This is a genomic window from Saccharothrix saharensis, assembly GCF_006716745.1.
GTDB lineage: Bacteria > Actinomycetota > Actinomycetes > Mycobacteriales > Pseudonocardiaceae > Actinosynnema > Actinosynnema saharense.
In genome coordinates, this window is record NZ_VFPP01000001.1 from 1,302,142 (window position 1) to 1,328,120 (window position 25,979).

Consider the following 25,979-nt stretch of genomic DNA (forward strand, 5'->3'; position numbering starts at 1 on the left):
TCCGCTCAGGCGCCCATGGCGTCGACGAGGCTCTGGGGGCGCATGTCGGTCCAGTTCGCCTCCACGTGGTCCAGGCACGCCTGGCGGCCCGCCTCGCCGAACACCACGCGCCAGCCGTCGGGCACCGGGATGAAGTGCGGCCACAGCGAGTGCTGGTTCTCGTCGTTGACCAGCACGAAGTAGGTGCCGTTCTCGTCCTCGAACGGGTTGGTGCTCATCGCGGGTCTCCTTCGGGTCGCGGCGTCGCCACGGCGGCGTCGACCGCCTCGGCGACCTCGTCAAGGACGTCTTGACGAGTCATCTCTTCGTGGGGTGCGGGTACGTCGTGCACGTGGATCGCGCCGGTGACGTGCGGCGCCCACCGACCCGGGTCGCGGTCCGGGTGGTCGGCGGCGTCGGCGGCGCGGAAGAACAGCAGGTCGCCGTCGAAGCGGCGGGGCGTGTGTGCGGACAGGGCGCGGCCGTTGGCCAGGTACGCGTCGAGCACGGCGCGGGCGACGTCCTCGGAGGTCTGCTCGTAGCCGCCGAGCTCGGTGCGCACCACGGCGACGGCACGGGCACGGCCCTCGGGCGTGGCCAGGTCGGCGGGGGTCAGGCCGGTGCCGGCGAACGCGTCGGCGAAGACCTCGTCGGTGGTCATCGCGGTCGTGACCGCGCGGGGGTAGGAGTCGAGGACGGCGAGCAGGTCGACGGTCCCGCCGTCCTCCTGGAGCCGGACGGCGACCTCGTGGGCCAGGTGGCCGCCCATGGACCAGCCGAGCAGCCGGTACGGCCCGTGCGGGGCGACCGAGCGGATGTGCTCGACGAACCGGGCGGCCTGGTCGCCGATCGTGCCGGGACCGGTCCCGGCGAGGTCCGGCCCTGTCAGGTCGGCCTGGAGGCCGTACAGCGGCACGTCCGGGTCGAGCGCGCCGAGCAGCCCGGTGTAGCACCAGCTCAGGCCGGAGGCCGGGTGCAGGCAGAACAGCGGCGGCGCGTCGCCGCCCACCCGCAGCGGCAGCAGCGGGCCCAGCGCGTCCACGCCCGTCGCGGCCGGGTCGCCGTCCAGGCGGCGGGCCAGTTCGGCCGGGCTGGGCGACTCGAACAACGTCCGCACGGTCACGTCGGCGTCGAAGCGGGACCGCACCCGGTCGGCCAGGGTCACGGCGAGCAGCGAGTGGCCGCCCGCCGCGAAGAACCCCCGGTCCGGGTCGAACCCGTCCACCCGCAGCACCTCGGCGAACATGCGGCACAGCAGGTCCTCGGTGAGCGTGCGCGGCGCGCGTCCGGCGGTCGCGGCGGACCGGGGCGCGGGCAGGGCGCGGCGGTCGAGCTTGCCGTTGGCGTTGAGCGGCAGGGCGTCCAGCTCGGTGACCGTGCCGGGCACGAGGTGCGCGGGCAGCTCGGCGGCCAGCTGGTCGCGCACCTCGTCCGGGTCCGGCGCGGCGCCGGGCTCGGGCACGTAGTACGCGGCCAGCCGCTGGTCGCCCGGCACGTCCTCGCGCACCGCGACGGCCGCGTGCGCCACCCCGGCGCACCGCGCCACGGCGGCCTCCACCTCGCCCGGCTCCACCCGGACGCCCCGCAGCTTCACCTGGTCGTCGGCCCGGCCCAGGTAGACGAGCGCGCCGTCGTCGTCCCAGCGGGCCAGGTCGCCGGTGCGGTACAGGCGCGAGCCGGCCGGGCCGTACGGGTCGGCCACGAACCGCGTCGCGGTGACGCCGGGGCGGCCGAGGTAGCCGCGGGCCAGTTGCACGCCCGCCAGGTACAGCTCACCCGGTGCGCCGGGCGGCACGGGCGCGAGCCGCGCGTCCAGCACGTGCGCGCGGGTGTTCCAGACGGGCCGGCCGATCGGCACGCGCGGGTCCTCGGTGTCGCACTGCCACGACGTGACGTCCACCGACGCCTCGGTGGGGCCGTAGAGGTTGTGCAGCTCGGCGGGGTACGCCGCCAGGAACCGGTCCCGGGTGGCGGGCAGGAGCGCTTCGCCGCTGCACACCACCCGCCGCAACGTCGGGCACGGCACCGGCTCGACCAGGAACGCGTCCAACATGGACGGTACGAAGTGGGCGGTCGTGACGCCGTGGTCGTTGATCACCCGCGCCAGGTGCGCCGGGTCGCGGTGGCCGTCCGGCTTGGTGACCACGATCGCCGCGCCCGCGATCAGGGGCCAGAAGAACTCCCACACCGACACGTCGAACGTGTACGGCGTCTTGAGCAGCACCCGGTCGTCCGGGGCGAGCCGGTAGCGGTCCTGCATCCACAGCAGGCGGTTCACGATGCCCCGGTGCGGCACGCCGACACCCTTGGGAGTGCCGGTGGAGCCGGAGGTGTGGATGACGTACGCCAGGTCGTCCGGCTTCGCGCGGTCCACCGCCACGTCCGGTCCGTCGCCCTCGACCGCCACCACCGGCAGGCCGTCGAACGCCGCCGGGTCGTCCGTCACCACGCACACCGGCCGCGCTTCGGCCAGCAGCACGGCACGCCGCCGCGCGGGCAGGTCGGTGTCCAGCGGCAGGTAGGCCGCACCGGACTTCAGCACCGCCAGCAGGGTCACGACCAGGTCGGCCGAGCGCGGCAGCGACACGGCCACCAGCGCGTCCGGTCCCGCGCCCACCGCGACGAGCCGGCGGGCCAGGCGGTCGGCGGACGCGTGCAGCGCGGCGTAGTCCAGCACGCGGTCGTGGTCGATGACGGCGGTCGCGTCCGGCGCGGAGGTAGCCTGCCGGTCCAGCAGGTCGGTGAGCGTGACGTCCTCGACCGGCGTGGCGGTGTCGTTCCACTCGCGCAGCACGCGGTCGCGGTCGGCGTCGTCCAGCGGCGACGACGCGCTCAGCGGCCGGTCCGGGTGCTCGACCAGGTCCGCCAGGGTGCGCAGCAGCCAGGTGAGCAGCCGGCGGGCGGTGGCGGCGTCCACCAGGTCCGGCCGGTGGTCCAGCCGGAACGCCAGGTCCGGCCCCGGCACGCCGATCAGCGTCACCGGGTAGTGCGTCGCGTCCCGGGCTTCCACGTCGATCAGGAACGCGCCGCCGGCCAGCTCGGTGTTGTCCTCGTCGCCCGCCGGGTAGTTCTCGAACACCAGGGTCGTGTCGAACAGCGGGCCGCGCCCGATCCGGCCCTGGAGCTCGGCGAGCCCGACGTGCTGGTGCTCCATCAGCCCGGTCTGCTGCGACTGCACCGCGTCGAGCAGGTCCGCGGCGGTGTCGTCGGGCGACCAGGCCACCCGCACCGGCAGCGTGTTGATGAACAGGCCGATCATCCGCTCCACGCCGGGCAGCTCCGGCGGGCGTCCGGACACCGTGCCGCCGAACACCACGTCGGTGCGGCCGGTGTGCAGGCCGAGGGTGAGGCCCCACGCGGCCTGCACGGCGGTGTTGACCGTCCAGCCGCGCTCCCGCGCCAGCTCGGCCAGCCGCCCGGTCAGCTCCTCGCCGAGCTTCACCTTCAGCTGCGCGGGCGGCGCCTGCTCACCGGGCCGGCCGGGGCCGCCGACCAACGTCGGTCCGGTGACGCCGTGCAGCACCTCGTCCCACGCCTTGCGGGACACCTCGTGGTCGCGGGCGTCCAGCCAGGCCAGGTAGTCGCGGTAGGGGGCGACGGGCGGCATGCCCCGCTCGTCGCCGTGCCGGTCGTACAGCTCGAACAGCTCGTCCAGCAGCACGGGCATCGACCAGCCGTCGACCACGATGTGGTGCAGGGTGAGGGCGAGCCGGAAGTCCTTGAACGGCATGCGGAACAGCACGCACCGCAGCGGCACGTCCTCGTGCAGCGCGAAGCGGCGCAGCCGGTCGGCGTCGTAGCGCTCCTCGAACCGCGCCTCCGCCTCGGCGACGGACAGCGTCGAGCAGTCCACCACCTCCCACGGCACCTCGACGTGGTCGAGCACGACCTGCACCGGCTGGTCGAGCCCTTCGTGCACGAACACCGACCGCAGCCCGGCGTGCCGCCGCACGAGCGCCCGCACGGCGTCGTGCAGCGCGTCCACGCCGAGCTCGCCGTACAGGTCGACGGCCACCTGGACGGTGTAGAAGTCGAGGCCGTCGGTGTCGTGCAGGGCGTGGAACAGCAGGCCCTGCTGCAACGGGGCCAGCGGAAGGATGTCCTCGATGCGCGGCGCGCTCATGAGCTGTCCAGTCATGATCGGCGGGCCTTCCTCATCATGGCCTCCAGGCGGTCGATGTTCTTCTGCGACAGGGGGACCAGCGCCACGTCGGAGGGCGTGAGGCCGCCGGCGCGCGGGTCGCGGGCGTGCGCGGCGAGCGCGGCCAGGGCGTCGCGCCACAGCCGGCCCAGCTCGACCACGTCCGGTTCGTCCAGCAGGGCGGCGGGCCACGACAGGGCCGCGACCAGGCGGGGCCCGTCCACGCCGTCCTCGGTGAAGGCGTTGACCTCCAGCACGTGCGCGAACGGCAGGCCGTCGTCGCCGACCGCGCCGCCCGCCCCGGTCAACGGGGTCCAGTCGCGGCCGGTCGCGCCGACGCTCGTGCGGCCCAGGTAGTTGAAGCCGATCTGCGGCGCGGGGCAGGCGGCGAGCTTGCCCGCGGTGTCCGGGTTGAGGTGGCGCAGCAGGCCGTAGCCCAGGCCGTGGTCGGGCACCGCGCGCAGGCCCTCCTTGACCTGCTTGAGCGCCGTTCCGACGGGGTCGCCGGCCGCGAGCACGTCGTCCCACCGCAGCGGCGGTACGTCGACCCGCACCGGGTAGAGGTTGGTGAACCAGCCGACCGTGCGGGACAGGTCCAGGCCGGGCGCGACCGCGTCCTCGTGCCGGCCGTGGCCCTCGCGGTCCACCAGCAGCGCGTCGGGCAGCCGCTCGCCGCGCCGGGCCAGCCACTCGCGCACGGCCAGCCCGAAGCCGGTGAGCAGCACGTCGTCCACGCTGACCCGGAACGCGGCGGGCGCGGTCGTCAGCAGCGCCGTGGTGACGTCCGGGTCCACCTCGACCACCGCGGTGCGCGCGGTGGCGAGGGTGTCGCGGCGCGGGTCGAGGGGACGTGCGGCGAGGGACGGCTGGGCGGTGTCGGCGGTGGCCAGCCAGTGCGGCACCTGCTCGGCCCACCGCGGTTCGGTCGCCGCTTCCGCCAGGCGGGTCGCCCACCGCCGCCACGACGTGCGCACCGGCGGCAGTTGCGGCTCCACACCCAGCCGGGCGGCCGTCGCGGCGGTGGCGAGGTCGGGCAGCAGGATCCGCCACGACACGCCGTCCACGACCAGGTGGTGCGCCATGACCAGCAGCCGGCCGGGCGCGTCGGGCCCGGCGTCGAACCACACCAGGCGCGCCATCACCGCGTCGTCGGGCCGCAGGGCGCGGCGGGCGGACTCGGTGTGCTCCGCGATCACGGCCGCCAGCCCGTCCTCGGCGAGCCCGGCGACGTCCACGCGGGCCACGTGCTCCTCGGCCCTCACCGCGCCGTGCGGCAGCACTTCCAGCGCCCACCGGTCGTCGTCGCGGCGCAGCCGGGCACGCAGGGCGTCGTGGTGGTCCAGCACGGCGGCCAAGGCCTCCACCAGGTGCTGTCGGCCGAGGCCTGCGGGCGTGGCGACCAGGTGCGACTGGTTGAACCCGTCGACCGGACCGCCGCCCGCCCGCAGCCACTCCACGATCGGCAGCAGCGGCACCTCGCCGACACCGTCGCCGTCGGCCACGTCGTCGTCCCGCTCGGCCAGCGGCACGGCGACGTCGGCCAGGCGGCGGACGGTCTTCAGCTCGAACACGTCACGCGGGGTGAACACCCAGCCGGCCGTGCGGGCGCGGCTGACGAGCTGGATCGACATGATGCTGTCGCCGCCGAGGTCGAAGAACCCGTCGTCCACGCCGACCCGCTCGACGCCGAGCACGTCGGCGAACACGCCCGCCAGCGCCTCCTCCACCGCGGTGCGCGGCACGGTGACCGGCGCCGCCTCCCGCCGCGGCGCCGGCAGTGCGCGGCGGTCGAGCTTGCCGTTGACGGTCAGCGGCAACTCCGGGAGCACCACGAACGCCGACGGCACCGAGTAGTCCGGCAGGGCGGCCGCGGCGGCGGCCCGCGCACCGGCCACGTCCACGGCCTCGCCGACCAGGTAGGCGACGAGGCGGCGTTCACCGGGCCGGTCCTCGCGGACCACGACCGCCGCGCCCGTGACGCCCGCCCGACCGGTCAGCGCGGCCTCGACCTCGCCGAGCTCGATGCGGAAGCCGCGCAGCTTCACCTGGCCGTCGGTGCGGCCGACGAACTCCAGCCCGCCCTCGCGGGACCAGCGGGCCAGGTCGCCGGTGCGGTACATGCGGTCGCCGGGCGCGCCGTGCGGGTCGGCGACGAACCGCTCGGCGGTGAGCCCCGGCCGGGCCAGGTAGCCGCGGGCGAGCTTGCCGCCCGCGACGAACACCTCGCCGGTCACGCCCGGCGGCACGGGCTGGAGCCGGCCGTCCAGGACGCGCAGCGCGGTGCCCGCCATCGGGACGCCGATCGGCAGCGGGCTCGGTGCCACGTCACCGGGCAGCAGCACGTGGCGCGAGGCGAACACCGTGGTCTCGGTGGGACCGTAGCCGTTGACCACCACCAGGTCCGGGCACGCCCGCCGCACAGCGGCCACCGCGTGCTCGGACACCACGTCACCACCCGTCCACACCTCGCGCAGCGGCGCCAGGGCCTCCGGCGCCTCCTCCGCGACGACCCGGAACAAGCCGGCGGTCACCCACAGCGCGGTCACGCCGTGGCGGCGGATCGCGGCGGCCAGGCCGGCGATGTCCACCTCGTCGGGCGAGTCGACGATCGACGTGCCGCCGTTGAGCAGCGGCACCCACATCTCGTAGGTGCTCGCGTCGAAGGCGTAGGAGGAGTGCACGAGGACGCGGTGGTGCGCGCCCGTGGTGAAGACCGGGTCGGTGACCAGCTCGGCCACGTCGCCGTGGGTGACGGCCGCGCCCTTCGGCACACCCGTGGAGCCGGAGGTGTGGATGACGTAGGCCAGCTGCTCGGGGTGCGGCGCGGGCAGTGCGGCGTCGGACGCCGGCGGCAGCGGTGCCGTCAGGTCCACCACGCGCGCCGGGGCGTCGAGACCGGCGGGCAGGTCGGCGCGGTCGGTGAGCAGGACCGCCGCGGACGTGTCGGCGAGGATGAGGTTGTGCCGCTCGGCCGGGTTGCCGTCGTGCAGCGGCACGTACGCGCCGCCCGCGTACAGCACGGCGAGGCTCGCGACGGTCCGTTCGGCGGTGCGGCGGGCGAGCACGGCCACCCGCGTCTCGGGCCGCACGCCGACCGCGACCAGGTGGTGGGCGAGCGCCCGGGCGCGGGCGTCCACCTCGGCGTAGGTCAGCTCGCGGTCGCCGTCCACCAGGGCCACGGCCCGCGGTGCCCTGGCGACCTGCGCGCGGAACCGGCCCACGATGGTGCCGCGTTCCCGGTGCGAGGCGCTGCGGCCCCAGACGTCCAGCACGACGGCGCGTTCGCCGTCGCCGAGGACGGGCAGGGCGCTGACCGGTGTGGTGGCGTCGGCGGCGACGGCCCGCAGCACGCGGGTGAGCCGCGCGCCGAGGGCTTCGACGGTGGCGCGGTCGAACAGGTCGGTGGCGAACTGGATGGTGCCTTCCAGGCCCGCCTCGGTCTCACCCAGGTCGAACGACAGGTCGAACTTCGCCGGTCCCTCGCCGAGGTCCACGAGGTCCAGGCGCAGTCCCGGCAGGTCCAGGTCGGGCTCGGGCACGTTCTGCAGCACGAGCATCACCTGGAACAGCGGGTGCCGCGCCACGGACCGCTCCGGGTTGAGCGCGTCCACGAGCCGGTCGAACGGCAGGTCCTGGTGCGCGAACGCGGCCAGGTCGGTCCGCCGCACGCGGCCCAGCAGCTCCTCGAAGGTCGGGTCGCCGGACGTGTCGGCGCGCAGCACCAGCGTGTTGACGAAGAACCCGACCAGGTCCTCCAGCGCGGCGTCCGTGCGGCCCGCGACGGCGGTGCCGAGCACCACGTCCTCCCCCGCGCCCAGCCGGGTCAGCAATGCCGAGATCGCGGCTTGGACCACCATGAACAGGCTGGTGCCGCTGCGGCGGGCCAGCGCCAGCAGGTCCGCGTGCAGGTCGGCGTCCACGCGCCAGGGCACCAGACCGCCCCGGTGGGAGGCCGCGGCGGGTCGGCGCCGGTCGGTGGGCAGCTCCAGCGCGTCGGGGATGCCGTCGAGCTGTCGCCGCCAGAACTCGAGCTGCGCCGCGCCCGCCGAGTCCGCGTCACCGTCCGCGCCGAGCACCTCGGCCTGCCACAACGCGTAGTCCGCGTACTGCACGGGCAGGTCCGGCAGCTCGGGCGCGCGCCCGGCGAGGCGGGCCCGGTAGGCGTGGCCGAGGTCGCGGGTCAGCGGCGTGAACGACCAGCCGTCGCCCGCGATGTGGTGCAGCACCAGCAGCAGCACGTGCTCCGACGGCGACAGCTCGAACAGCCACACCTTGAGCGGCAGCTCGCGGGACAGGTCGAAGGTGCACGCCGCCGCGTCGTCCAGCCGCTCCCGGAGCACGGTCGCGTCGGTGGTGCGCACGCTGAACGACCGGGTCAGCATCCCGTCCGCCTCGGCGGCCGGGATCACGAGCTGGCGCGGCGTGCCCTCGGAGTCGGGGAAGACCGTGCGCAGCGACTCGTGCCGGGCCAGGACGTCGCCGAGGGCGGCGCGCAGCGCGGTCACGTCCAGGTCGCCGGACAACCGCAGCGCGATCGGGATGTTGTACATCCCGCCCGCCTGCTCCAGCCGGTCCAGGAACCACAGGCGGCGCTGGGCGAACGACAGCGGCACCGCCTCGGGCCGTTCGACGGGGGTGACGCCCTTGCGCGCCGCGCCCGCCGTGGTGGCGCGGGCGGCGAGCATCGCGGGCGTGGGCGCTTCGAACACCGCGCGCAGCGGTAGTTCCACGCCCATCGCCGCACGCACCCGGCTGATCAGGCGGGTGGCGAGCAGCGAGTGGCCGCCGAGGTCGAAGAACCCGTCGTCCACGCCGACCCGCTCCAGCCCGAGCACGTCGGCGAACACCGCGCACAGCACCTCCTCGGCGGGGGTGCGCGGTGCGGCGTCGCCGACCTCGGCGGCGTCCGGGGCGGGCAGGGCGCGGCGGTCGAGCTTGCCGTTGGCGTTCAACGGGAACTCGTCCAGCACGACCAGCGCGGCGGGCACCATGTACGCCGGCAGGACCGCGCGGACGGTGTCGAGCACGGCGTCCGGGTCGACGGCGCGGCCGACGACGTAGCCGACGAGCCGCTTGTCCCCCGGCCGGTCCTCGCGGACCACCACGGCGGCGCGGTCCACGGCGGCGTGCCGGGTCAGCGCGGACTCGACCTCGCCCAGCTCGATGCGGAAGCCGCGCAGCTTCACCTGGTCGTCCGAGCGGCCCAGGTACTCCAGTCGGCCGTCCACGCCCCAGCGCACGAGGTCGCCGGTGCGGTACAGCCGCCCGCCCCGGCCGAACGGGTCGGCCACGAACCGCTCGGCGGTCAGCGCGGGCCGGCCGACGTAACCGCGGGCCAGGCCCTCGCCCGCCAGGTACAGCTCGCCGGGTGTGCCGGGCGGCACGGGCCGCAGCGCGGCGTCCAGCACGTACGCGCGGGTGTTCCACAGCGGACGGCCGGTCGGCGCGGGCCCGTCGAGCGGTTCGGGTGCCGTCGTGCCCCACCGGAGCGTGTAGACGGTGGCCTCGGTGGGGCCGTAGATGTTCTCGATCCGGGCGCCGGGCAGGGCGGCGCGCACGTCGTTGTAGACGCTCGCGGGCAGGCCCTCCCCGGCGAGCACGACGGCCCGCGCGTCCAGCTCGACGCCGGCCGCCAACACCTGCGCGAACACCGACGGCACACCGCTGACCAGGCCACCGGCCCAGCCGCCGCGCTCCACCAGGGCGGTCAGGTTCTCCACCACCTCCACCCGCCCGCCGACGACGAGCGGCGTGAACAGCTCGAACACCGACACGTCGAAGTTCAGCGAGGTGGACAGCAGCACCGAGGACAGCTCCTCGGCGGTGAAGTGGTCGGCGGCCCAGCCGACGAGGTTCGCCATGCCGCGCCGCGTCACGGCCACGCCCTTGGGCCGGCCGGTGGAGCCGGAGGTGTGGATGACGTAGGCCGACGACCCACCGTGGGCGGAGGTGGTAGGCGGCGCGGCCGGCCAGGTGAGGCGTTCGGCCACGGCCGGGTCGTCCAGCCGCAGGAGCAGCTCGGAAGCCACGTCCAACCGGGGCGCGGTGGTGGCGTCGGCGATCACGCACACCGGGCGCGTGTCCTCCAGCACGTACGCGATCCGCTCGGCCGGGTGGCCCGGGTCCAGCGGCACGTACGCGCCGCCCGCCCGCAGCACCGCCAGCAGCGCCACCACGGCGTCGGACGTGCGCGGCAACGAGACCGCGACCGCCGTCTCCGGCCGCACGCCGCGTTCCGCCAGCAGGGCGGCGATCCGGTCGGCGCGGGCGTCCAGCTGGGCGTAGGTGAGCGTGCGGTCGGGGCCGACGACGGCGATCGCGTCAGGGGTGCGGCTCGCCTGCCGGGCGATGAGCTGTTCCACGAACACGTCCGGCACGGGCCGCGCGGTGTCGTTCCACCGGTGCAGCACGCGGTCGCGTTCGGCGGGGTCGAGCACGTCCACGTCCCCGAGGCGGATCGCCGGGTCCGCGACGACGGTCTCCAGCAGCCGCACGAGCCGCCGCACGAGCGTGCGGGCGGTGGACGCGTCGAACAGGTCCAGCGCGTGTTCCAGGTCGCCTTCCACGCCCGCCGGCCGGCCCGCCTGGTCGTGGGTCTCGCGCAGGTCCAGCAGCAGGTCGAACTTGGCCGCGCCGCCGGGCACCTCTTCGAGGTCGATGGCGAGGTCGGGCAGGTCCAGGTCGGCCTCGGGCGTGTTCTGGAGCACGAGCATCACCTGGAACAGCGGGTGCCTGGCCAGCGACCGGCGCGGGTTGAGCACCTCCACCAGCCGCTCGAACGGCACGTCCTGGTGCGCCAACGCCGCCAGGTCCGTCTGCCGGACCCGCTCCAGCAGCTCCTTGAACGTCGGGTCGCCGGACGTGTCGGTCCGCAGGACCAACGTGTTCACGAAGAACCCGACCAGGTCGTCCAACGCCTCGTCGGAACGACCGGCCACCGCCGTCCCCAGCGGGATGTCGGTACCCGCGCCCAACCGCGTCAACAACGCCGCCACCGCGGCCTGGAGCACCATGAACACCGTCGTGCGGGTCTGCCGGGCCAGGGCGACGAGCCGGGTGTGCGTGTCGGCGTCCAGCCGGAACGGCACCCGCCCGCCCCGGTACGACGCCACGGCCGGGCGCGGCCGGTCCGCGGGCAGTTCCAGCACCTCGGGCAGCCCGGCCAGCCGGGAGCGCCAGAACTCGACCTGCGCCGCGAGCGCGCTGCCCTCCTCCTCGTCCGACCCGAGCACCCGCCGCTGCCACAACGTGTAGTCCGCGTACTGCAACGGCAGCGGCGGCAGGTCCGGTGCCTCGCCGGCGAGCCGGGCGCGGTAGGCCGTGCCCAGGTCGCGCAGCATCGGCGTCAACGACCAGCCGTCGCCCGCGATGTGGTGCACCAGGAACAGCACCACGTGCTCGTCGGGCGCGAGCTCGAACAACCACACCCGGCACGGCAGATCGGCGGCCAGGTCGAACCGGTGGCCCAGCGCGGCGGCGACGGCGTCGGGCAGGTCGTCCTCGTCCACCTCGACGTGCACGACCGGCAGGCTGGGCGCGGTGAGCACGTGCTGGCGCGGTTCGCCGTCGACCTCCGGGAACGTGGTGCGCAGCGACTCGTGCCGCGCCACCACGTCGCCGAACGCCGCCACGAGCGCGTCCCGGTCCAGCCGCCCGGTCAGGCGCAGCGGCAGCGGCACGTTGTACATGCCGGCCGCCTCCTCCAGCCGGTCCAGGAACCACAGCCGGCGCTGGGCGTGCGACAGGGGCAGCACGTCCGGGCGCGGCAGCACCTCCACGTCCTGGCGGGTGCCGCGGGCGCGTTCGGCCAGCGCCGCCAGCGCGGCGGGCGTGGGCGCCTCGAACACCGACCGGATGGACAGCTCCACGTCCAGCACGGACCGGACCCGGCTGACGAGCCGGGTGGCCAGCAGGGAGTGGCCGCCGAGGTCGAAGAAGCTGTCCTCGACGCCCACCGAAGGCAGGTTGAGGACCGTGGCGAACACGCCGACCAGCACTTCCTCGGTGAAGTTGCGCGGCGCGCGGCCGGTCGCGGCGGTGCCGCCGACCACGTCCGGCGCGGGCAGGGCGCGGCGGTCCAGCTTGCCGTTGGTCGTCAACGGCAACGCGTCCAGCCGCACGAACGCCGATGGCACCATGTAGTCCGGCACGGCGGCGGTGACGTGCGCGTGCAGGGCGGTCGGGTCGAAGTCGCGGCCCTCGGCGGGCACGACGTAGGCGACGAGCCGCTGGTCGCCGGGCTGGTCCTCGCGCACGACCACACCGACCGGGCCGACCGCCGGGTGCCGCGACAGCACGGACTCGATCTCGCCCAGCTCGACCCGGTAGCCGCGGATCTTCACCTGGTCGTCGGCGCGGCCCGCGAACAGCAGGTCGCCGTGCTCGCCCCACCGCGCCAGGTCGCCGGTGCGGTACATGCGGGAGCCGGCCGGGCCGTAGGGGTTGGCCACGAACCGGCCGGAGGTGAGGCCGGGCCGGGCGACGTAGCCGCGGGCCAGGTTCCCGCCCGCGATGTAGAGCTCGCCCACGACACCGGGCGGCACCGGGCGCAGCGCGTCGTCCAGCACGTACGCCTGCGTGTTCCACAGTGGACGGCCCAGCGACAGCACCTCGGCGGGGATCTCGTCGTCCGGCTCGACCACCAGCGACGTGCAGCCGACCGTGGTCTCCGTGGGGCCGTACTCGTTGACCACGCGGGCGCCGGGGTGGCGCTTGCGCCACACGTCGAGCTGCGCGCCGGGCAGGGGCTCGCCGCCGAGGACGAGTTCGGCGGTCGGCGAGTAGGTGTCCGGCAGCACGTCCAGCACGGACAGGTGGCTCGGCGTGCCCTTGAGGAACGCGAAACCGGCCGCCGTGGGGCTCGCCGGGTCGATGCCGTCGTCGGCCAGGTCACCCAGGTGCACCGCGCCGCCGGAGATCAGCGGCGCGTACAGGCCGGTGACCGTGAGGTCGAACGTGACCGGCGAGTGCAGGAACACGCCCGACCGCACGGACGGGTAGGCGTCGACCGACCACTGGAGGTAGTTCACCGCCGCCCGGTGCTCGACCAGCGTGCCCTTGGGCCGGCCCGTGGAGCCGGAGGTGTAGATGACGTAGGCGGCGTGCTCCAGCCGCAGCGGCGAACGCCGGTCCGCGTCGGACAGCGGCTCGGCGGACCGGGACGCGCAGTCGAGTTCGTCCACGATCAGCGCCGGCACGTCCAACGCTGCCAGCCGAGGCGCGAGGGCGGCGTCGGTGACCAGCCGCACGGGCCGGGTCTCGCCCAGCATGTCGGCCAGCCGCTCGGTCGGCTGGTCGGGGTCGAGCGGCAGGTAGCCCGCACCGGTCTTGAGCACCGCCAGCAGCGTCGTGACCAGCCTCGCGCCGCGCGGAAGCGCCACCGCCACCAGGCTTTCCGGCCCGGCGCCGTGCTCGACCAGCAGGCGGGCGAGGCGGTTGGCGTCGGCGTGCAGCCCGGCGTAGGTGCGGACGTCGGAGCCGTGGACGACGGCGGTCGCGTCGGGGGTGGCCGCCGCCTGTCGGTCCAGCAGCGCGGTCAGGTGCAGCGGCTCGACGGCGTGGTCGGTGGCGTTCCAGTCGACCAGGATGCGGTCGCGGTCGGCCGCGTCGAGCAGGTCCACCGCGTCGACCGGCCGGTCCGGGTCGGCGGCGATGGCGCGCAGCACCAGCCGCAGCCACTCCCCCATCCGCGCCACGGTCGCCCGGCCCAGCACGTCGGGCCGGTGGTCGAGGCGGAACGCCAGCCGCTCTCCGGGCAGGCCGACCAGGCTGATCGGGTAGTGCGTGGCGTCGCGGGCCTGGAAGTCGGTGATCCGCACGCCGCCGCCCAGCACGGGCGCGGTGTCCACGTCGACCGGGTAGTTCTCGAACACCATCGTGGTGTCGAACAGCTCGCCGTGGCCGGTGCGCCGCTGCACGTCCGCCAGCCCGACGTGCTGGTGCGCGATCAGCCCGGCCTGCCGGTCCTGCACGGCGGTCAGCAGCTCGCCCAGGGACTGCCCGGCGGTCCAGGTGACGCGCACGGGCAACGTGTTGATGAACAGGCCGAGCATCGTCTCCACGCCCGGCAGCTCGGCGGGCCGGCCGGACACCGTGCCGCCGAACACCACGTCGCGGCGGCCGAGGTAACGGCCCAGCACCACGCCCCAGGCGCCCTGGGCGAGCGTGTTCATCGTCCAGCCGCGGGCCCTGGTGGTGCGGGTGAGCGCGTCGGTCAGCTCGTCGTCCAGCTCGACCAGCACCCCGTCGGGCACCACGGGGGCGTTGGTCGCGGCCGAGCCGACCAGCGTCGGCCCGTCGAGCCCGGCCAGCACGTCGTCGTAGGCGGCCAGCGCGCCGTCGACGTCCTGGCGCTTGAGCCAGCCGAGGTAGTCGCGGTAGGGCGTGACGCGGGGCATGGACGAGTCGTCGCCCGCGTGCTCGTAGAGGGTGAACAGCTCGTCCAGGAACACCGGCGTGGACCAGCCGTCCATCAGGATGTGGTGCATGGTCAGCAGCAGCCGGTGCACCCCGCCGGGCAGCACGACCAGCACGAACCTCAGCAGCGGCGCGCGGGCCATGTCGAAGCGGCGGGCGCGCTCCTCGTCGACCAGCTCGGCGTACCCGGCCTCGGGGTCGGCACCGCCGGTCAGGTCGACCTCCCGCCACGGCGCGCGCACCTCGCGGCGCACCACCTGCACGGGCCGGTCGAGCCCCTTGTGCCGGAACCCGACGCGCAGGTTGGCGTGCCGGCGCAGCAGCGCGTCGGCGGCGGCGCGCAGCGCGGGCACGTCCACCGGGCCGGTCAGCTCGGTGGCCATCTGCACGGTGTAGACGTCCAGGCCGTCGCGGTCGTACAGGGCGTGGAAGAGGAACCCCTCCTGCAACGACGACAGCGGCAGGACGTCCTCGACTGCGGACTTCTTGCTCATCGGTCCAAGTCCTCGCTCTCGTCTTCGTCGTCTTCCAGCAGGTCCAGCTCGTCCTGGCTGAGCGGCACCAGGTCCAGGTCCGACGGCGTGAGGCCGCCCGCCGCGGTGCCCCGGACGTGCTCGACCAGCCCGCCCAGCGCCTGCCGCCACGCCGCGGCGAGGTCGGCGGCCTCGGTGTCGGCGAGCAGGTCGGCGGGCCAGGCGAGGGTGGCGGCCAGGCGCGGGCCGACGGGGGTGTCCTCGGTGACGGCCGTGACCTCGATCGCGTGCACGAACGGCAGGTCGTCGTGCCCGACGGGGGCGGTGAAACCCGGCGCGGGCAGCCACAGTCGGTCGCCGCCCGGCGCGGCGGTGTCGACGCGGCCCAGGTAGTTGAACGCGACCTGCGGCGCGCCCAGGCCGGCGAGCTTGCCCGCCGTGTCGGCGTTGAGGTGGCGCAGCAGGCCGTAGCCGACGCCCTTCTCCGGCAGCTCGCGCAGTTGTTCCTTGACCCGCTTGAGGGCCGTGCCCGCGGCCGGTCCGCCGGCCAGCAGCTCGGGCCAGCCGACCCGGCCGGGGTCCAGCCGCACCGGGTGCACGCTGGTGAACCAGCCGACCGTGCGGGACAGCTCCACGTCCGGCACCACGTCCTCCCGGCCGTGGCCCTCGACCTGGAGCAGCACGGAGGTCCCCGCGCCGCGGCCACGCCGTTCCCGCCACCGGCCGACGGCCAGCGCGAGCGCGGTCAGCAGCACGTCGTCCACGCCCGCGTGGAACGCGGCGGGCACCTCCGTGAGCAGCGGCGCGGTCTCCTCGACGGTCAGCCGGACCTCGCTGGTGCGGGCCGTGCCGACGGTGTCGCGGGCCGGGTCGAGCGGGCGGGCGCCGAGCAGCGGGTCCGGGCCGTCGAGGACGGCGGTCCAGTACGGGAGCTGGTCGGCGCGCGCCGGGTCGTGCGCGGCGTCGTGCAGCAGGTGCGACCAGCGCCGCCACGACGTCCACACCGGTTCCAGCTCCGGCTCGCGGCCGGCCGCCAGGGCGTGCCACGCCCGGGCGAGGTCGGGCAGCAGGATGCGCCACGACACGCCGTCCACCGCGAGGTGGTGCACGACCAGCAGCAGGTCGCCGGGGTGCGCGGGGCCCGCGTCGAACCACACCGCCTGCACGAGCCGGCCGCGTGCCGGGTCCAGGCGTCGCCACGCGGTGTCCGCCTCGGCCCGGACCGCGGCGGCGCGGGCGGTGTCGTCCAGCCCCGTCACGTCCACCCGGCGGGTGACGTCGGCCGCGCGGACCGCGCCCGGGTCGGCGATCCCGTAGACCCACTCCCCCTCGTCGTCGCGGGCCAGGCGGGACCGCAGCGCGTCGTGGTGGTCCAGCAGCGCGTCCAGCGCGCCCAGCAGCCGCTCCCGGCCCAGTCCGGCCGGCACCGCGACGAGCTGGGCCTGGTTGAAGCCGTCGAGCGTGCCGCCGCTGTCGAGGAACCAGCGCACGACCGGCGTGAGCACGGCGGGTCCGCTGCCGGTGGTGTCGGGCACGAGCCGCGCGTCGGCGGGCTCGACGGCGACCAGGGCCAGTTCGGCGACGGTCTTGCGCTCGAACACGTCCCGCGGGGTGAACACCAGGCCCGCGCGCCGCGCGCGGCTGACGAGCTGGATGGAGCCGATGCTGTCGCCGCCGAGGTCGAAGAAGCTGTCGTCCACGCCCACGTCGGGCAGGCCGAGCACGTCGGCGAACACCGCGCACAGCGCCTCCTCCCGCGCGGTGCGCGTGCCGTCGGTCCGCGGCGCCGGCTCGGGGGCGGCGGGCGCGGGCAGCACGGCGTGGTCGAGCTTGCCGTTGCGGCTCAACGGCAACTCGTCCAGCACCACCACCGCCGCCGGCACCATGTAGTCCGGCAGTTCGGCGCGCACCGCCGACCTCAGCGCCGCGGTGTCCAGCTCCCGGCCGGGTGCCGCGGTGACGTAGGCGACGAGCCGCGGCGTGCCGCCGTGGTCGGGGCGCAACAGCACGGCGCACGCGTCCACGCCGCCGTGGCGGCGCAGCGCGGCCTCCACCTCGCCCGGCTCGACCCGGAAGCCCCGCACCTTGACCTGGCTGTCGACGCGGCCGAGGAACTCCACGGCACCGTCGGGCAGGCGGCGCGCGAGGTCGCCCGTGCGGTACATGCGCGCACCGCCTGCCGCGAACGGGTCCGCGACGAACCGGTGCGACGTCAGGGCGGGCCGGTCGAGGTAGCCGCGGGCGACGTTCGGGCCGGACAGGTACAGCTCGCCGGGCACGCCCACCGGCACGGGCCGCAGCCACGCGTCGAGGACGTGGGCCCGGCTGTTGAGCACGGGCGTGCCGATGACCGGCGCGGCGTGGTCGGCCAGGTCGGCGATCATCGAGTCCACCGTGGACTCGGTGGGCCCGTAGAAGTTGAGCGCCACCAGCCCGGGCGTGCCGCGCAGGGTTTCCCACAGGTGCGCGGGCACCGCCTCGCCGCCCAGCAGCACGACGGACGGGAACCGCTCGGGGCCGTCCAGCAGTCCGTGCGCCACCAGGTGGTCCACGTAGGACGGCGTGGTCTCGATGACGTCGATCCGCTCGCGGCGCAGGTGGGCGACCAGGGCGGCCGGGTCGCGGCGGGCGTCGTCGCCGATGACGTGCAGCTCGTGGCCGGCGAACAGCCACAGCACCGGGTCCCACGACGCGTCGAACGCCACGGGCGCGGTGAGCGCGGACCGGAGCCGGTCCCGGCCGAGGCGGCGGGCGACGGGCGTGAACACGTGCTCTTCGTGGTGGCGCAGCAGGTTCGCCAGGGAACCGTGCTCCACGACGACGCCCTTGGGCCGGCCGGTCGACCCTGAGGTGTAGATCACGTACGCGGCGTCGCGCGCGGTCAGCGGCCGGGTGCGGTCGGCGTCGGTGGGAGCCGTGTCCGGCACGTCGGGCAGCGCGTGGTCGGCGACCGAGCCCTCGACGACCAGGGCCGGGCGGGCGTCGGCGAGCGTGGCGCGCCGCCGTTCCGCCGGGTGGTCCGGGTCCAGCGGCAGGTAGACCGCGCCCGCCTTCAGCACGGCCAGCAGCGCCACGACGGTGTCGACCGAGCGGGGCAGCACCACCGCGACCACGTCGCCGACCGCCGTGCCGCGGCGCAGCAACGAGTGCGCGAGCCGGTTGGCGCGCCGCTCCACCTCGGCCGCGGTGAGCCGCACGTCGTCGGCCACCACCGCCGTCCGGTCGCCGCCGGCCGCCGCGAACCGCTCGAACGCGGCGAGGACCGTCGCGTCGGGGACGGGCCCGACCGGTCCGGCCGCACCGCGGGCCAGGTGGTCGGCCTCGCCGGGCGCGAGCAGGTCCAGCTCGCCGATGCGGCGCGCCGGCTCGGCCGTGGCCCGATCGAGCAGCCGGGCGAACCAGGTCGCCACCCGGTGCGCGGTGTCGGTGTCGAACAGGTCCCGGCTGAACTCCAGTTCGCCGTGCAGGCCCGCGGGCTCGCCGTCCTCGTGCCGCTCGGCCAGGGTGAACGACAGGTCGAACTTGGCCGGCCCGGCGGGCAGGTCCACCACCTCGGGCGTGACGCCCGGCAGGTCCAGGTCGGGGTCGGCGTTGTTCTGCAGCGCCAGCAGCACCTGGAACAGCGGGTGCCTGGCCAGCGACCGCGGCGGCGCCAGCTCCTCCACCAGCCGGTCGAACGGCACGTCCTGGTGCGCGAACGCGGCCAGGTCGGTGTCGCGGACCCGGTCCAGCAGCTCGCCGAACGCGGGTTCGCCCGACGTGTCGACCCGCAGCACGAGCGTGTTGACGAAGAAGCCGACCAGGTCGTCCAGCGCCTCGTCGCGGCGACCGGCGACCGGCGTGCCCACCGGGATGTCCGTGCCCGCGCCGAGCCGCGTCAGCAACGCCGACAGCGCCGCGTGCAGCACCATGAACGTGCTCGCACCGTGAGCGGCGGCCAGGCGTGCCACGCGGGCGTGCACGTCGGCGTCCAGGCGCAACGGCACCGAGCCGCCGTCGTGCTCCGGCCGGCTCGGGCGTGGCCGGTCCGTCGGCAGGTCGAGCGTGTCGGGCAGGTCGGCCAGCCGGGCGCGCCAGTGGTCGAGCTGGGCGCGCAACGCACTGCGCTCGTCCTCGTCGGAGCCGAGCACGTCGTGCTGCCACAACGTGTAGTCCGCGTACTGCACGGGCAGCGGCGTGAACTCCGGCGCGACGCCTTCGTGCCGGGCGCGGTAGGCGACGCCGAGGTCCCGCAGCAGCGGCGCGAGGGACCACCCGTCCGCGGCCACGTGGTGCAGCAGCAGGAGCAGCACGTGGTGGTCGGCGGCGAGCCGGTACAGCCGCACGGCCACGGGCAGGTCGTCGGCGAGGTCGAACTTGTGCCGCACGGCGTCGGCCAGGTCGGCGGGCAGCGCGTCCTCGGTGGTGCCGACCCGCCGGGTGGCGGCGCTGAGCAGGGCGGTCGCCGCCGCCGGGTCCAGCACCGCCTGCCGCGGCGCGCCGTCGACCTCGGGGAACACCGTGCGCAGCACCTCGTGCCGGACCACGACGTCGGCCACGGCCGCGAGCAGCGCGGCGTCGTCCAGCGCGCCGGTCAGCCGCACGGCCAGCGGCACGGAGTACAGGCCGCCCGCCTCGTCCAGCCGGTCGAGGAACCACAGGCGCTGCTGCGCGGCCGACAGCGGCACCACGTCGGGCCGCGGCCGGGCCGTGACGCGGGCACGGGCGGGCGCGGCGTCGTGCAGGGCGCGGGCCAGCCCGGCGGGCGTCGGGTGCTCGAACACCGCGCGGATCGGCGCTTCCACGCCCAGCACCGCCCGGACCCGGCTGATCAGCCGCATCGCCAGCAGCGAGTGGCCGCCGAGGTCGAAGAACCCGTCGTCCACCCCCACCTCGGGCACGCCGAGCACGTCGGCGAACAGCGCGCACAACGTCTGCTCCACGCCGTGCGCCGCACGGGACGCGGACGCGGCGGTGGTCGTCGGCGCGGGCAGGGCGTGCCGGTCGACCTTGCCGTTGCCGTTGAGGGGCAACGCCTCCAGCTCCACGAACACCGACGGCACCATGTACGCGGGCAGCGCGTCGCCGACGTGCTCGCGCAACGCCGCCTGGTCCGGGGCCGCGCCCTCGGCGGGCACCACGTAGGCCACGAGGCGGCGTTCGCCGCGGTGGTCGGCGCGGACGGCGATCACCGCGTGCGCCACGTCCGGGTGCCGGGCCAGCACGGCCTCGACCTCGCCCGGCTCGATCCGGAAACCCCGCAGCTTGACCTGGTCGTCCGCGCGCCCGTGGAACGCCAACCGCCCGTCGGGCCGGCGGCGCACGAGGTCGCCGGTGCGGTACATGCGGTCGCCGGGCGGCCCGTACGGGTTGGGCACGAACCGCTCCGCGGTCAGACCGGCGCGCCCCAAATAGCCGCGCGCGAGGCCGGTGCCCGCCACGTACAGCTCACCCACCGCGCCCGGCGGCGTGAGCCCCAGGTCGGCGTCGAGCACGTGCACGCGCGTGTTGTCCATCGGCAGGCCGATCGGCATCGCCTCGGGGTCCGGCTCGCCGGGCCGCAGCGCGAACCGGGTGGCGAACGTGGTGGTCTCGGTGGGGCCGTAGCCGTCGACCACGGTCAGCTCCGGGCAGTGCGCGCGCACCCGGGCCACCGCGCCGGCGGGCACGACGTCACCGCCGGTCCACACCTCCCGCACACCGGCCAGGCACGTCGGCGCTTCCTCGGCGACCAGCCGGAACAGGCCGGCGGTGAGCCACAGGGCCGTGACGCGGTGCTCGGTGACGACCCGGCCGAGGGTGGCGATGTCCAGCACGCCGGGCGGTGCCACCACGACCGTGCCGCCGGACAGCAGCGGCGCCCACAGCTCGTAGGTGGAGGCGTCGAAGGCGTGCGACGAGTGCAGCAGCACGCGGGCGTGCGCGGGTGTGGTGAACAGGCGGTCGGTGGCCAGCTCCACGACGTTGGCGTGGGTGACCGCGACGCCCTTGGGCACGCCCGTCGAGCCGGACGTGTGCATGACGTACGCCAGCTGGTCGGGGTGCGAACGCCGGTTCAGCGGGCCGGCGGCGGGCGGCCGCTCGTCGGTGCGCAGGACGTGCGCGGGCGCGGTGAGCCCCTCGGGCAGCGCGGCCCGGTCGGTGACCAGGACGGGCGCGCCGAGGTCGGCGAGCACGAAGTCCAGGCGCTCCACCGGGTACGACTCGTGCAGCGGCACGTAGTACCCGCCGGCCTTGAGCACCGCGAGGATCATCACCACCAGCGCGGGCGACCGGTCCACGAGAAGCGCGACGGGCGTCTCGGTGCCGACGCCGGCGGCGGCGAGCCGGTGCGCCCACCGGTCGGCCTCGGCGTCGAGCTGCCCGTACGTGAGGGTGCCCGCGTCCGACGCCACGGCGGGCGCGTCGGGCGTGGCGGCGGCCTGCGCCTCGAACCGCGCGGCCAGGGACGTGGACCCGACGCGGCGGGCGGTGTCGTTCCAGGTGACCAGCTCGGCGTGCCGCTCTTCGGGGGTGAGCAGGCCCAGGCGCGCGAGCGGCGTCGCGGGATCGGCGGCGACGGCGGCGAGCAGCGTGCCCAGGCGCGTCACCAGGTGCCGCGCACCCGCGTCGTCGAACAGGTCGAGCGCGTACTCCAGGGCACCGGCGACACCGGTCACCGCGCCGCTGTCGTCGCGGGTCTCGTACAGGTCGAACCACAGGTTGAACTTGGCCACGGCGGTGCGCAGGTCGGCCACCGCGACGTTCAGGCCGGGCAGGTCGACGTCCGGGTCCGGGGTGTTCTGCAGCACGAGCATCACCTGGAACAGCGGGTGCCGCGCCAGCGACCGGCGCGGGTTCAGCTCCTCCACCAGCCGTTCGAACGGCACGTCCTGGTGCGCCAACGCCGCCAGGTCGGTCTGCCGCACCCGCTCCAACAGTTCCTCGAACGACGGGTCACCGGAGGTGTCGGTGCGCAGCACCACCGTGTTCACGAAGAACCCGACCAGGTCGTCCAGCACCTCGTCGGACCGACCGGCCACCGCCGTGCCCAACGGGATGTCCGTACCCGCGCCCAACCGCGTCAGCAAGGCGGCCACGGCGGCGTGCAGGACCATGAAAACGCTGGTGCGCGTCTCCCGAGCGATGTCGGTCAGCCGCGCGTACAGCTCGCCGTCCACGGTCAGCGGCACGCGTGCGCCCCGGTGCGACGGCACGTCCGGGCGGGGCCGGTCGGTGGGCAGCTCCAGCACCTCGGGCAGCCCGGCGAGCCGGTCGCGCCAGAACCGGACCTGGCGGCTGAGCGCGCCGTCCGGGTCGTCCTCGTCGCCGAGCGCTTCGCGTTGCCACAGCGCGTAGTCCGCGTACTGCAACGGCAGCGGCGTGAACTCGGGGGTGGTGGCCGCGTGGCGGGCGCGGTAAGCCGTGCCGAGGTCGCGCAGCAGGGGTGCCAGCGACCAGCCGTCCGCGGCGATGTGGTGCACGACCAGCAGCAGGACGTGCTCGTCCGGCCCGGTCTCGAACAGCCACAGCCGCCACGGCAGGCCGTGGGTGAGGTCGAAGCGGTGTCCGGTGGCGGCGGTCATCCGCTCCGCCGGGTCCGCGACGGCCGCCGTCTCCACGTGGTCGGGCAGCGCGCGCAGCGCCTCGGCGGCGTCGAGGACCTGCTGGACGGGCTCGCCGTCGACCTCCGGGTAACGGGTGCGCAGCGGCTCGTGGCGGGTGACGACGTCACCGAGCGCGGCCAGCAGCGCATCGCGGTCGAGCGGACCCGTGAGGCGCAACGGCAGCGGCACGTTGTAGGTGCCGCCCGCCTCGTCCAGGCCGTGCAGGAACCACAGGCGGCGTTGGGCGGACGACAGGGGCAGCACGTCCGGGCGCGGCCGTGCGGTGGGGCGCGAGCGGGCGGCGGACGCACCGTCCACGACGAGCGCCAGCCCGGCGGGCGTCGGGTGGTCGAACACCGACCGCAGCGACAGCTCCACGCCCAGCGCGGCCCGCACCTTGCTGATCAGCCGGGTGGCGAGCAGCGAGTGGCCGCCGAGGTCGAAGAACCCCTCGTCCACGCCGACCCGTTCGACACCGAGCACGTCGGCGAACACCGCGACCAGCAACTCTTCCAGCGGCGTGCGCGGCGCACGGCCGGCCGCACCGGAGTCGGGCGCGGGCAGCGCGTGCCGGTCGAGCTTCCCGTTGGGCGTCAACGGCAGCGCGTCCAGGGCGACGAACGCCGACGGCACCATGTACCCCGGCAACCCGGCCTCGGCCGACGCCCGCAGCGCGGCGGTGTCGACGTCGGCGGGCGTCACGTACGCGACGAGCCGCTTGTCGCCGGGCCGGTCCTCCCGCACCACGACCGCGAGCGCGCCGACGTCGGCGTGCCCGGCGAGCGCGGCCTCGACCTCGCCCAGCTCGATGCGGTGACCGCGGACCTTCACCTGGTGGTCCCGGCGTTCCAGGAACACCAGCGACCCGTCGGGGCGGCGCACCACGTAGTCGCCGGTGCGGTACATGCGGCGGCCGGCGCGCGGCGTGAACGGGTCGGGCACGAACACCGCGCCGGTGCGGCCCGGGTCGCCGAGGTAGCCCCGGCCCACGCCCTCACCGCCGACGTACAGCTCACCGGGCGTGCCGACGGGCACCGGCCGCAACCGGTCGTCCAGCACGTAGAGCCGGGTGTTGCGCAGGGCGCTGCCGATGGGGACGCCGTCGGCGACGTCGTCGGGCGAGGTGATGAACGCGTGCGTGACGTCGTCGGCGCACTCGGTGGGACCGTAGGCGTTCATGAGCGGGATGGCGGGGAACGCTTCGAGCCAGCGGACGCACAGGTCGGCGGGCAGCGCCTCACCGGTGGCGACGAGCAGGCGCAGCGACGCCAACCCCGGCCGGTCGCCGTCGGCTTCCCACGACTCCAGGGCCGCGCGCAGCAGTGACGGCACCACTTCGAGGACGGCGACGCGCTCGGCGTCGGTCCGGTCGAACAGGGCGCGCGGGTCGGCCGCGAGCTCACGGGTGACGACGCGCGTGGTGCCGCCCACCATCAGCGGGGCCAGCATCTGCCAGATGCTGATGTCGAACGTCAGCGGCGCGTTCTGCACCACCGTGTCCACATCGGACAGCCGACAGTCCTCGACCTTGGTCAGCAGGTGGTTCACCATGCCCCGGTGCGTGACCATGGCGCCCTTGGGCTTGCCGGTCGACCCGGACGTGAACAGCACGTACGCCAGGTCGTCACCCGCGCCGACGGGCTCGGGCCAGGATCCGGCCACCTCGTCGGAGACCAGCAGCAGGTCCACGTCCCCGGCCAGGTCGGCGGCGAAGGACGCCACGGCCGGTGACGCGAGCACCAGGCGTGCCCCGCTGTCGGCCAGCAGCGCGCGACCGCGGGCGATCGGCGAGTCCGAGTCCACCGGCACGTACGCCGCGCCCGCCCCGAACACCGCCAGCACGGACACCACGAAGTCGCGGCCCGGCGCGGTGGGCAGCGCGACCACGTCACCGCGCCCGACGCCCGCCTCCCCCAGCCGTCGGGTCAGCGCGGCGGCACGACCGGCCAGCTCGGCGTAGCTCGTCGACCCTTCGTCGTCCACCACGGCGACCGCGTCGGGCGTGCTCCGGGCGTGCTCCCGCACCCGCCGCACCACGCCGTCCTCGTCGCTCAACGGCGCGTCGGTCCGGTTCCACCCGTCCAGCGCCAGCTCGCGTTCCGCGTCCGCCAGCAGGTCGAACGACGCCAGCGGCGCGTCCGGGTCCGCCACGAGCCGGTCGAGCAGCCGCAGCAACCGGTCCAGGTGCGCGGCCACCTCCGGCTCGCGGTACAGGAACTCGTTGCCGTCCAGGTCGATCCGCACGGGCTTGCCGTCCGACCGGTCGTACGCGGTGATCTCCACGTCGTCGATCACGCCGTTGGACAGGTTGTGCGCGGTGACACCGTGCCCGCCGAAGGTGACGTTGTAGTCGAACGGCATGATGTTGACCACGACGTTCGCCAACTGGCCCGCGCCGCGCACCAGCCCCAGGTCCCGCAGCACGTCCTCCTGCCGGTACCGCTGGTGCTTGAGCGTGTTGCGCGCTTCCGCGGTCGTCCGCCGCAGCACGTCGACGAACGTGACCGACGGGTCGACGTCCACGAACAGCGCGAGGATGTTGCTCACCATGCCGGGCGTCTCGCGCAGCAGCTTGCTCTTGCGCGCCATCACCGGGAACCCGACCGGCGTCGTGCGCGCGCCCGTGACCAGGTGCAGGTAGACGGCGGTCGCGGCGGTCAGCGCCATCGGCCAGGTGGACGCGTGGGCCCGGGTCAGCTCCTTCATCCGGTCCATCAGCGCGGGCTCGACGTGCGCGGTGGCGCGGGCCGGGCGGGCGCTGGCGGGCGCGGTGCCGGAGGTGAGGCCGACGGGCGCGGGCCGGTCGGCCAGGCGGGCGCGCCAGTGCTCCTGGTCGCGCAGGTAGGCCGCGGACGCGCGGTAGGCGGCGTCGTCGTCCAGGTACTGCTGGAGCGTGGCGAACGCGCCGGGCGGCGGCTCCTCACCCGCCACCAGGGCCGAGTACACCGTGGCCAGGCGGTCGGTGAAGATGCGCCCGCTCACGCCGTCGGCGATCACGTGGTGGTTGCGCTGGTAGTACAGGAACCGGTCCGGCGCGACCTTGAACAGCGCGTCCACCGACAGCGGCCCGTTCTCCAGGTCCATCGGCCGGTACACGTCGGCGTCCATCCACGCCACCGCGTCACCGACCGGGTCGGCGCGGTCGGTGTGGTCGAAGAAGTGCAGGTGCGGGTCGGGAGCGAGGAACTGCCACACGCCGTCGGCGTCCTCGGTGAACCGGACCTGGACGGTCTCGGCCTCCAGCACGGTGCGGCGCAGCGCCTCCTCGAACAGCGCCACGTCCACCGGGCCGTGGATCTCCAGGTACTCCGACATGACGAACACGTTGTCGGGGTTCAACCGCTGGCCGTACCAGATCCCCAGCTGTCCCGGGGAGAGCGGCCACCGCCGCCTGTCCTCGCTCAT

General features: G+C 75.3%; 4 protein-coding genes. All 4 read right to left on the reverse strand.

Going from position 1 to position 25,979, the window contains the following annotated elements; all coding sequences use genetic code 11:
- Positions 1 to 5: 5 nt before the first annotated feature.
- The 4 genes from FHX81_RS05025 to FHX81_RS05040 are packed head-to-tail and all read right to left on the reverse strand — an operon-like array spanning position 6 to position 25,979.
- Positions 6 to 218 carry an MbtH family protein gene (locus FHX81_RS05025; protein WP_141975492.1) on the reverse strand — a complete coding sequence of 71 codons (213 nt, stop codon included), beginning with the start codon at positions 216 to 218 and terminating at the stop codon, positions 6 to 8.
- Positions 215 to 4,117, reverse strand: a complete 3,903-nt coding sequence (locus tag FHX81_RS05030; protein ID WP_141975494.1) for a non-ribosomal peptide synthetase — start codon at positions 4,115 to 4,117, stop codon at positions 215 to 217. Before FHX81_RS05030 ends, FHX81_RS05025 begins: the two co-directional genes overlap by 4 nt.
- A complete protein-coding gene (locus FHX81_RS05035) occupies positions 4,114 to 15,030 on the reverse strand; it encodes a non-ribosomal peptide synthetase (protein ID WP_141975496.1) in 10,917 nt (3,638 codons plus the stop codon). Before FHX81_RS05035 ends, FHX81_RS05030 begins: the two co-directional genes overlap by 4 nt.
- On the reverse strand, positions 15,027 to 25,979 hold the full coding sequence (locus tag FHX81_RS05040) for a non-ribosomal peptide synthetase (RefSeq protein ID WP_141975499.1): 10,953 nt from the start codon (positions 25,977 to 25,979) through the stop codon (positions 15,027 to 15,029). The genes FHX81_RS05035 and FHX81_RS05040 overlap by 4 nt, the downstream gene beginning before the upstream one ends.

Excerpts from the sequence above, each read along its gene's own strand:
- FHX81_RS05025 (WP_141975492.1), bottom strand. The coding sequence starts at position 218 with ATGAGCACCAACCCGTTCGAGGACGAGAACGGCACCTACTTCGTGCTG.
- FHX81_RS05040 (WP_141975499.1), bottom strand. The coding sequence starts at position 25,979 with ATGAGCGAGGACAGGCGGCGGTGGCCGCTCTCCCCGGGACAGCTGGGG.
- FHX81_RS05030 (WP_141975494.1), bottom strand. The coding sequence starts at position 4,117 with ATGACTGGACAGCTCATGAGCGCGCCGCGCATCGAGGACATCCTTCCG.
- FHX81_RS05035 (WP_141975496.1), bottom strand. The coding sequence starts at position 15,030 with ATGAGCAAGAAGTCCGCAGTCGAGGACGTCCTGCCGCTGTCGTCGTTG.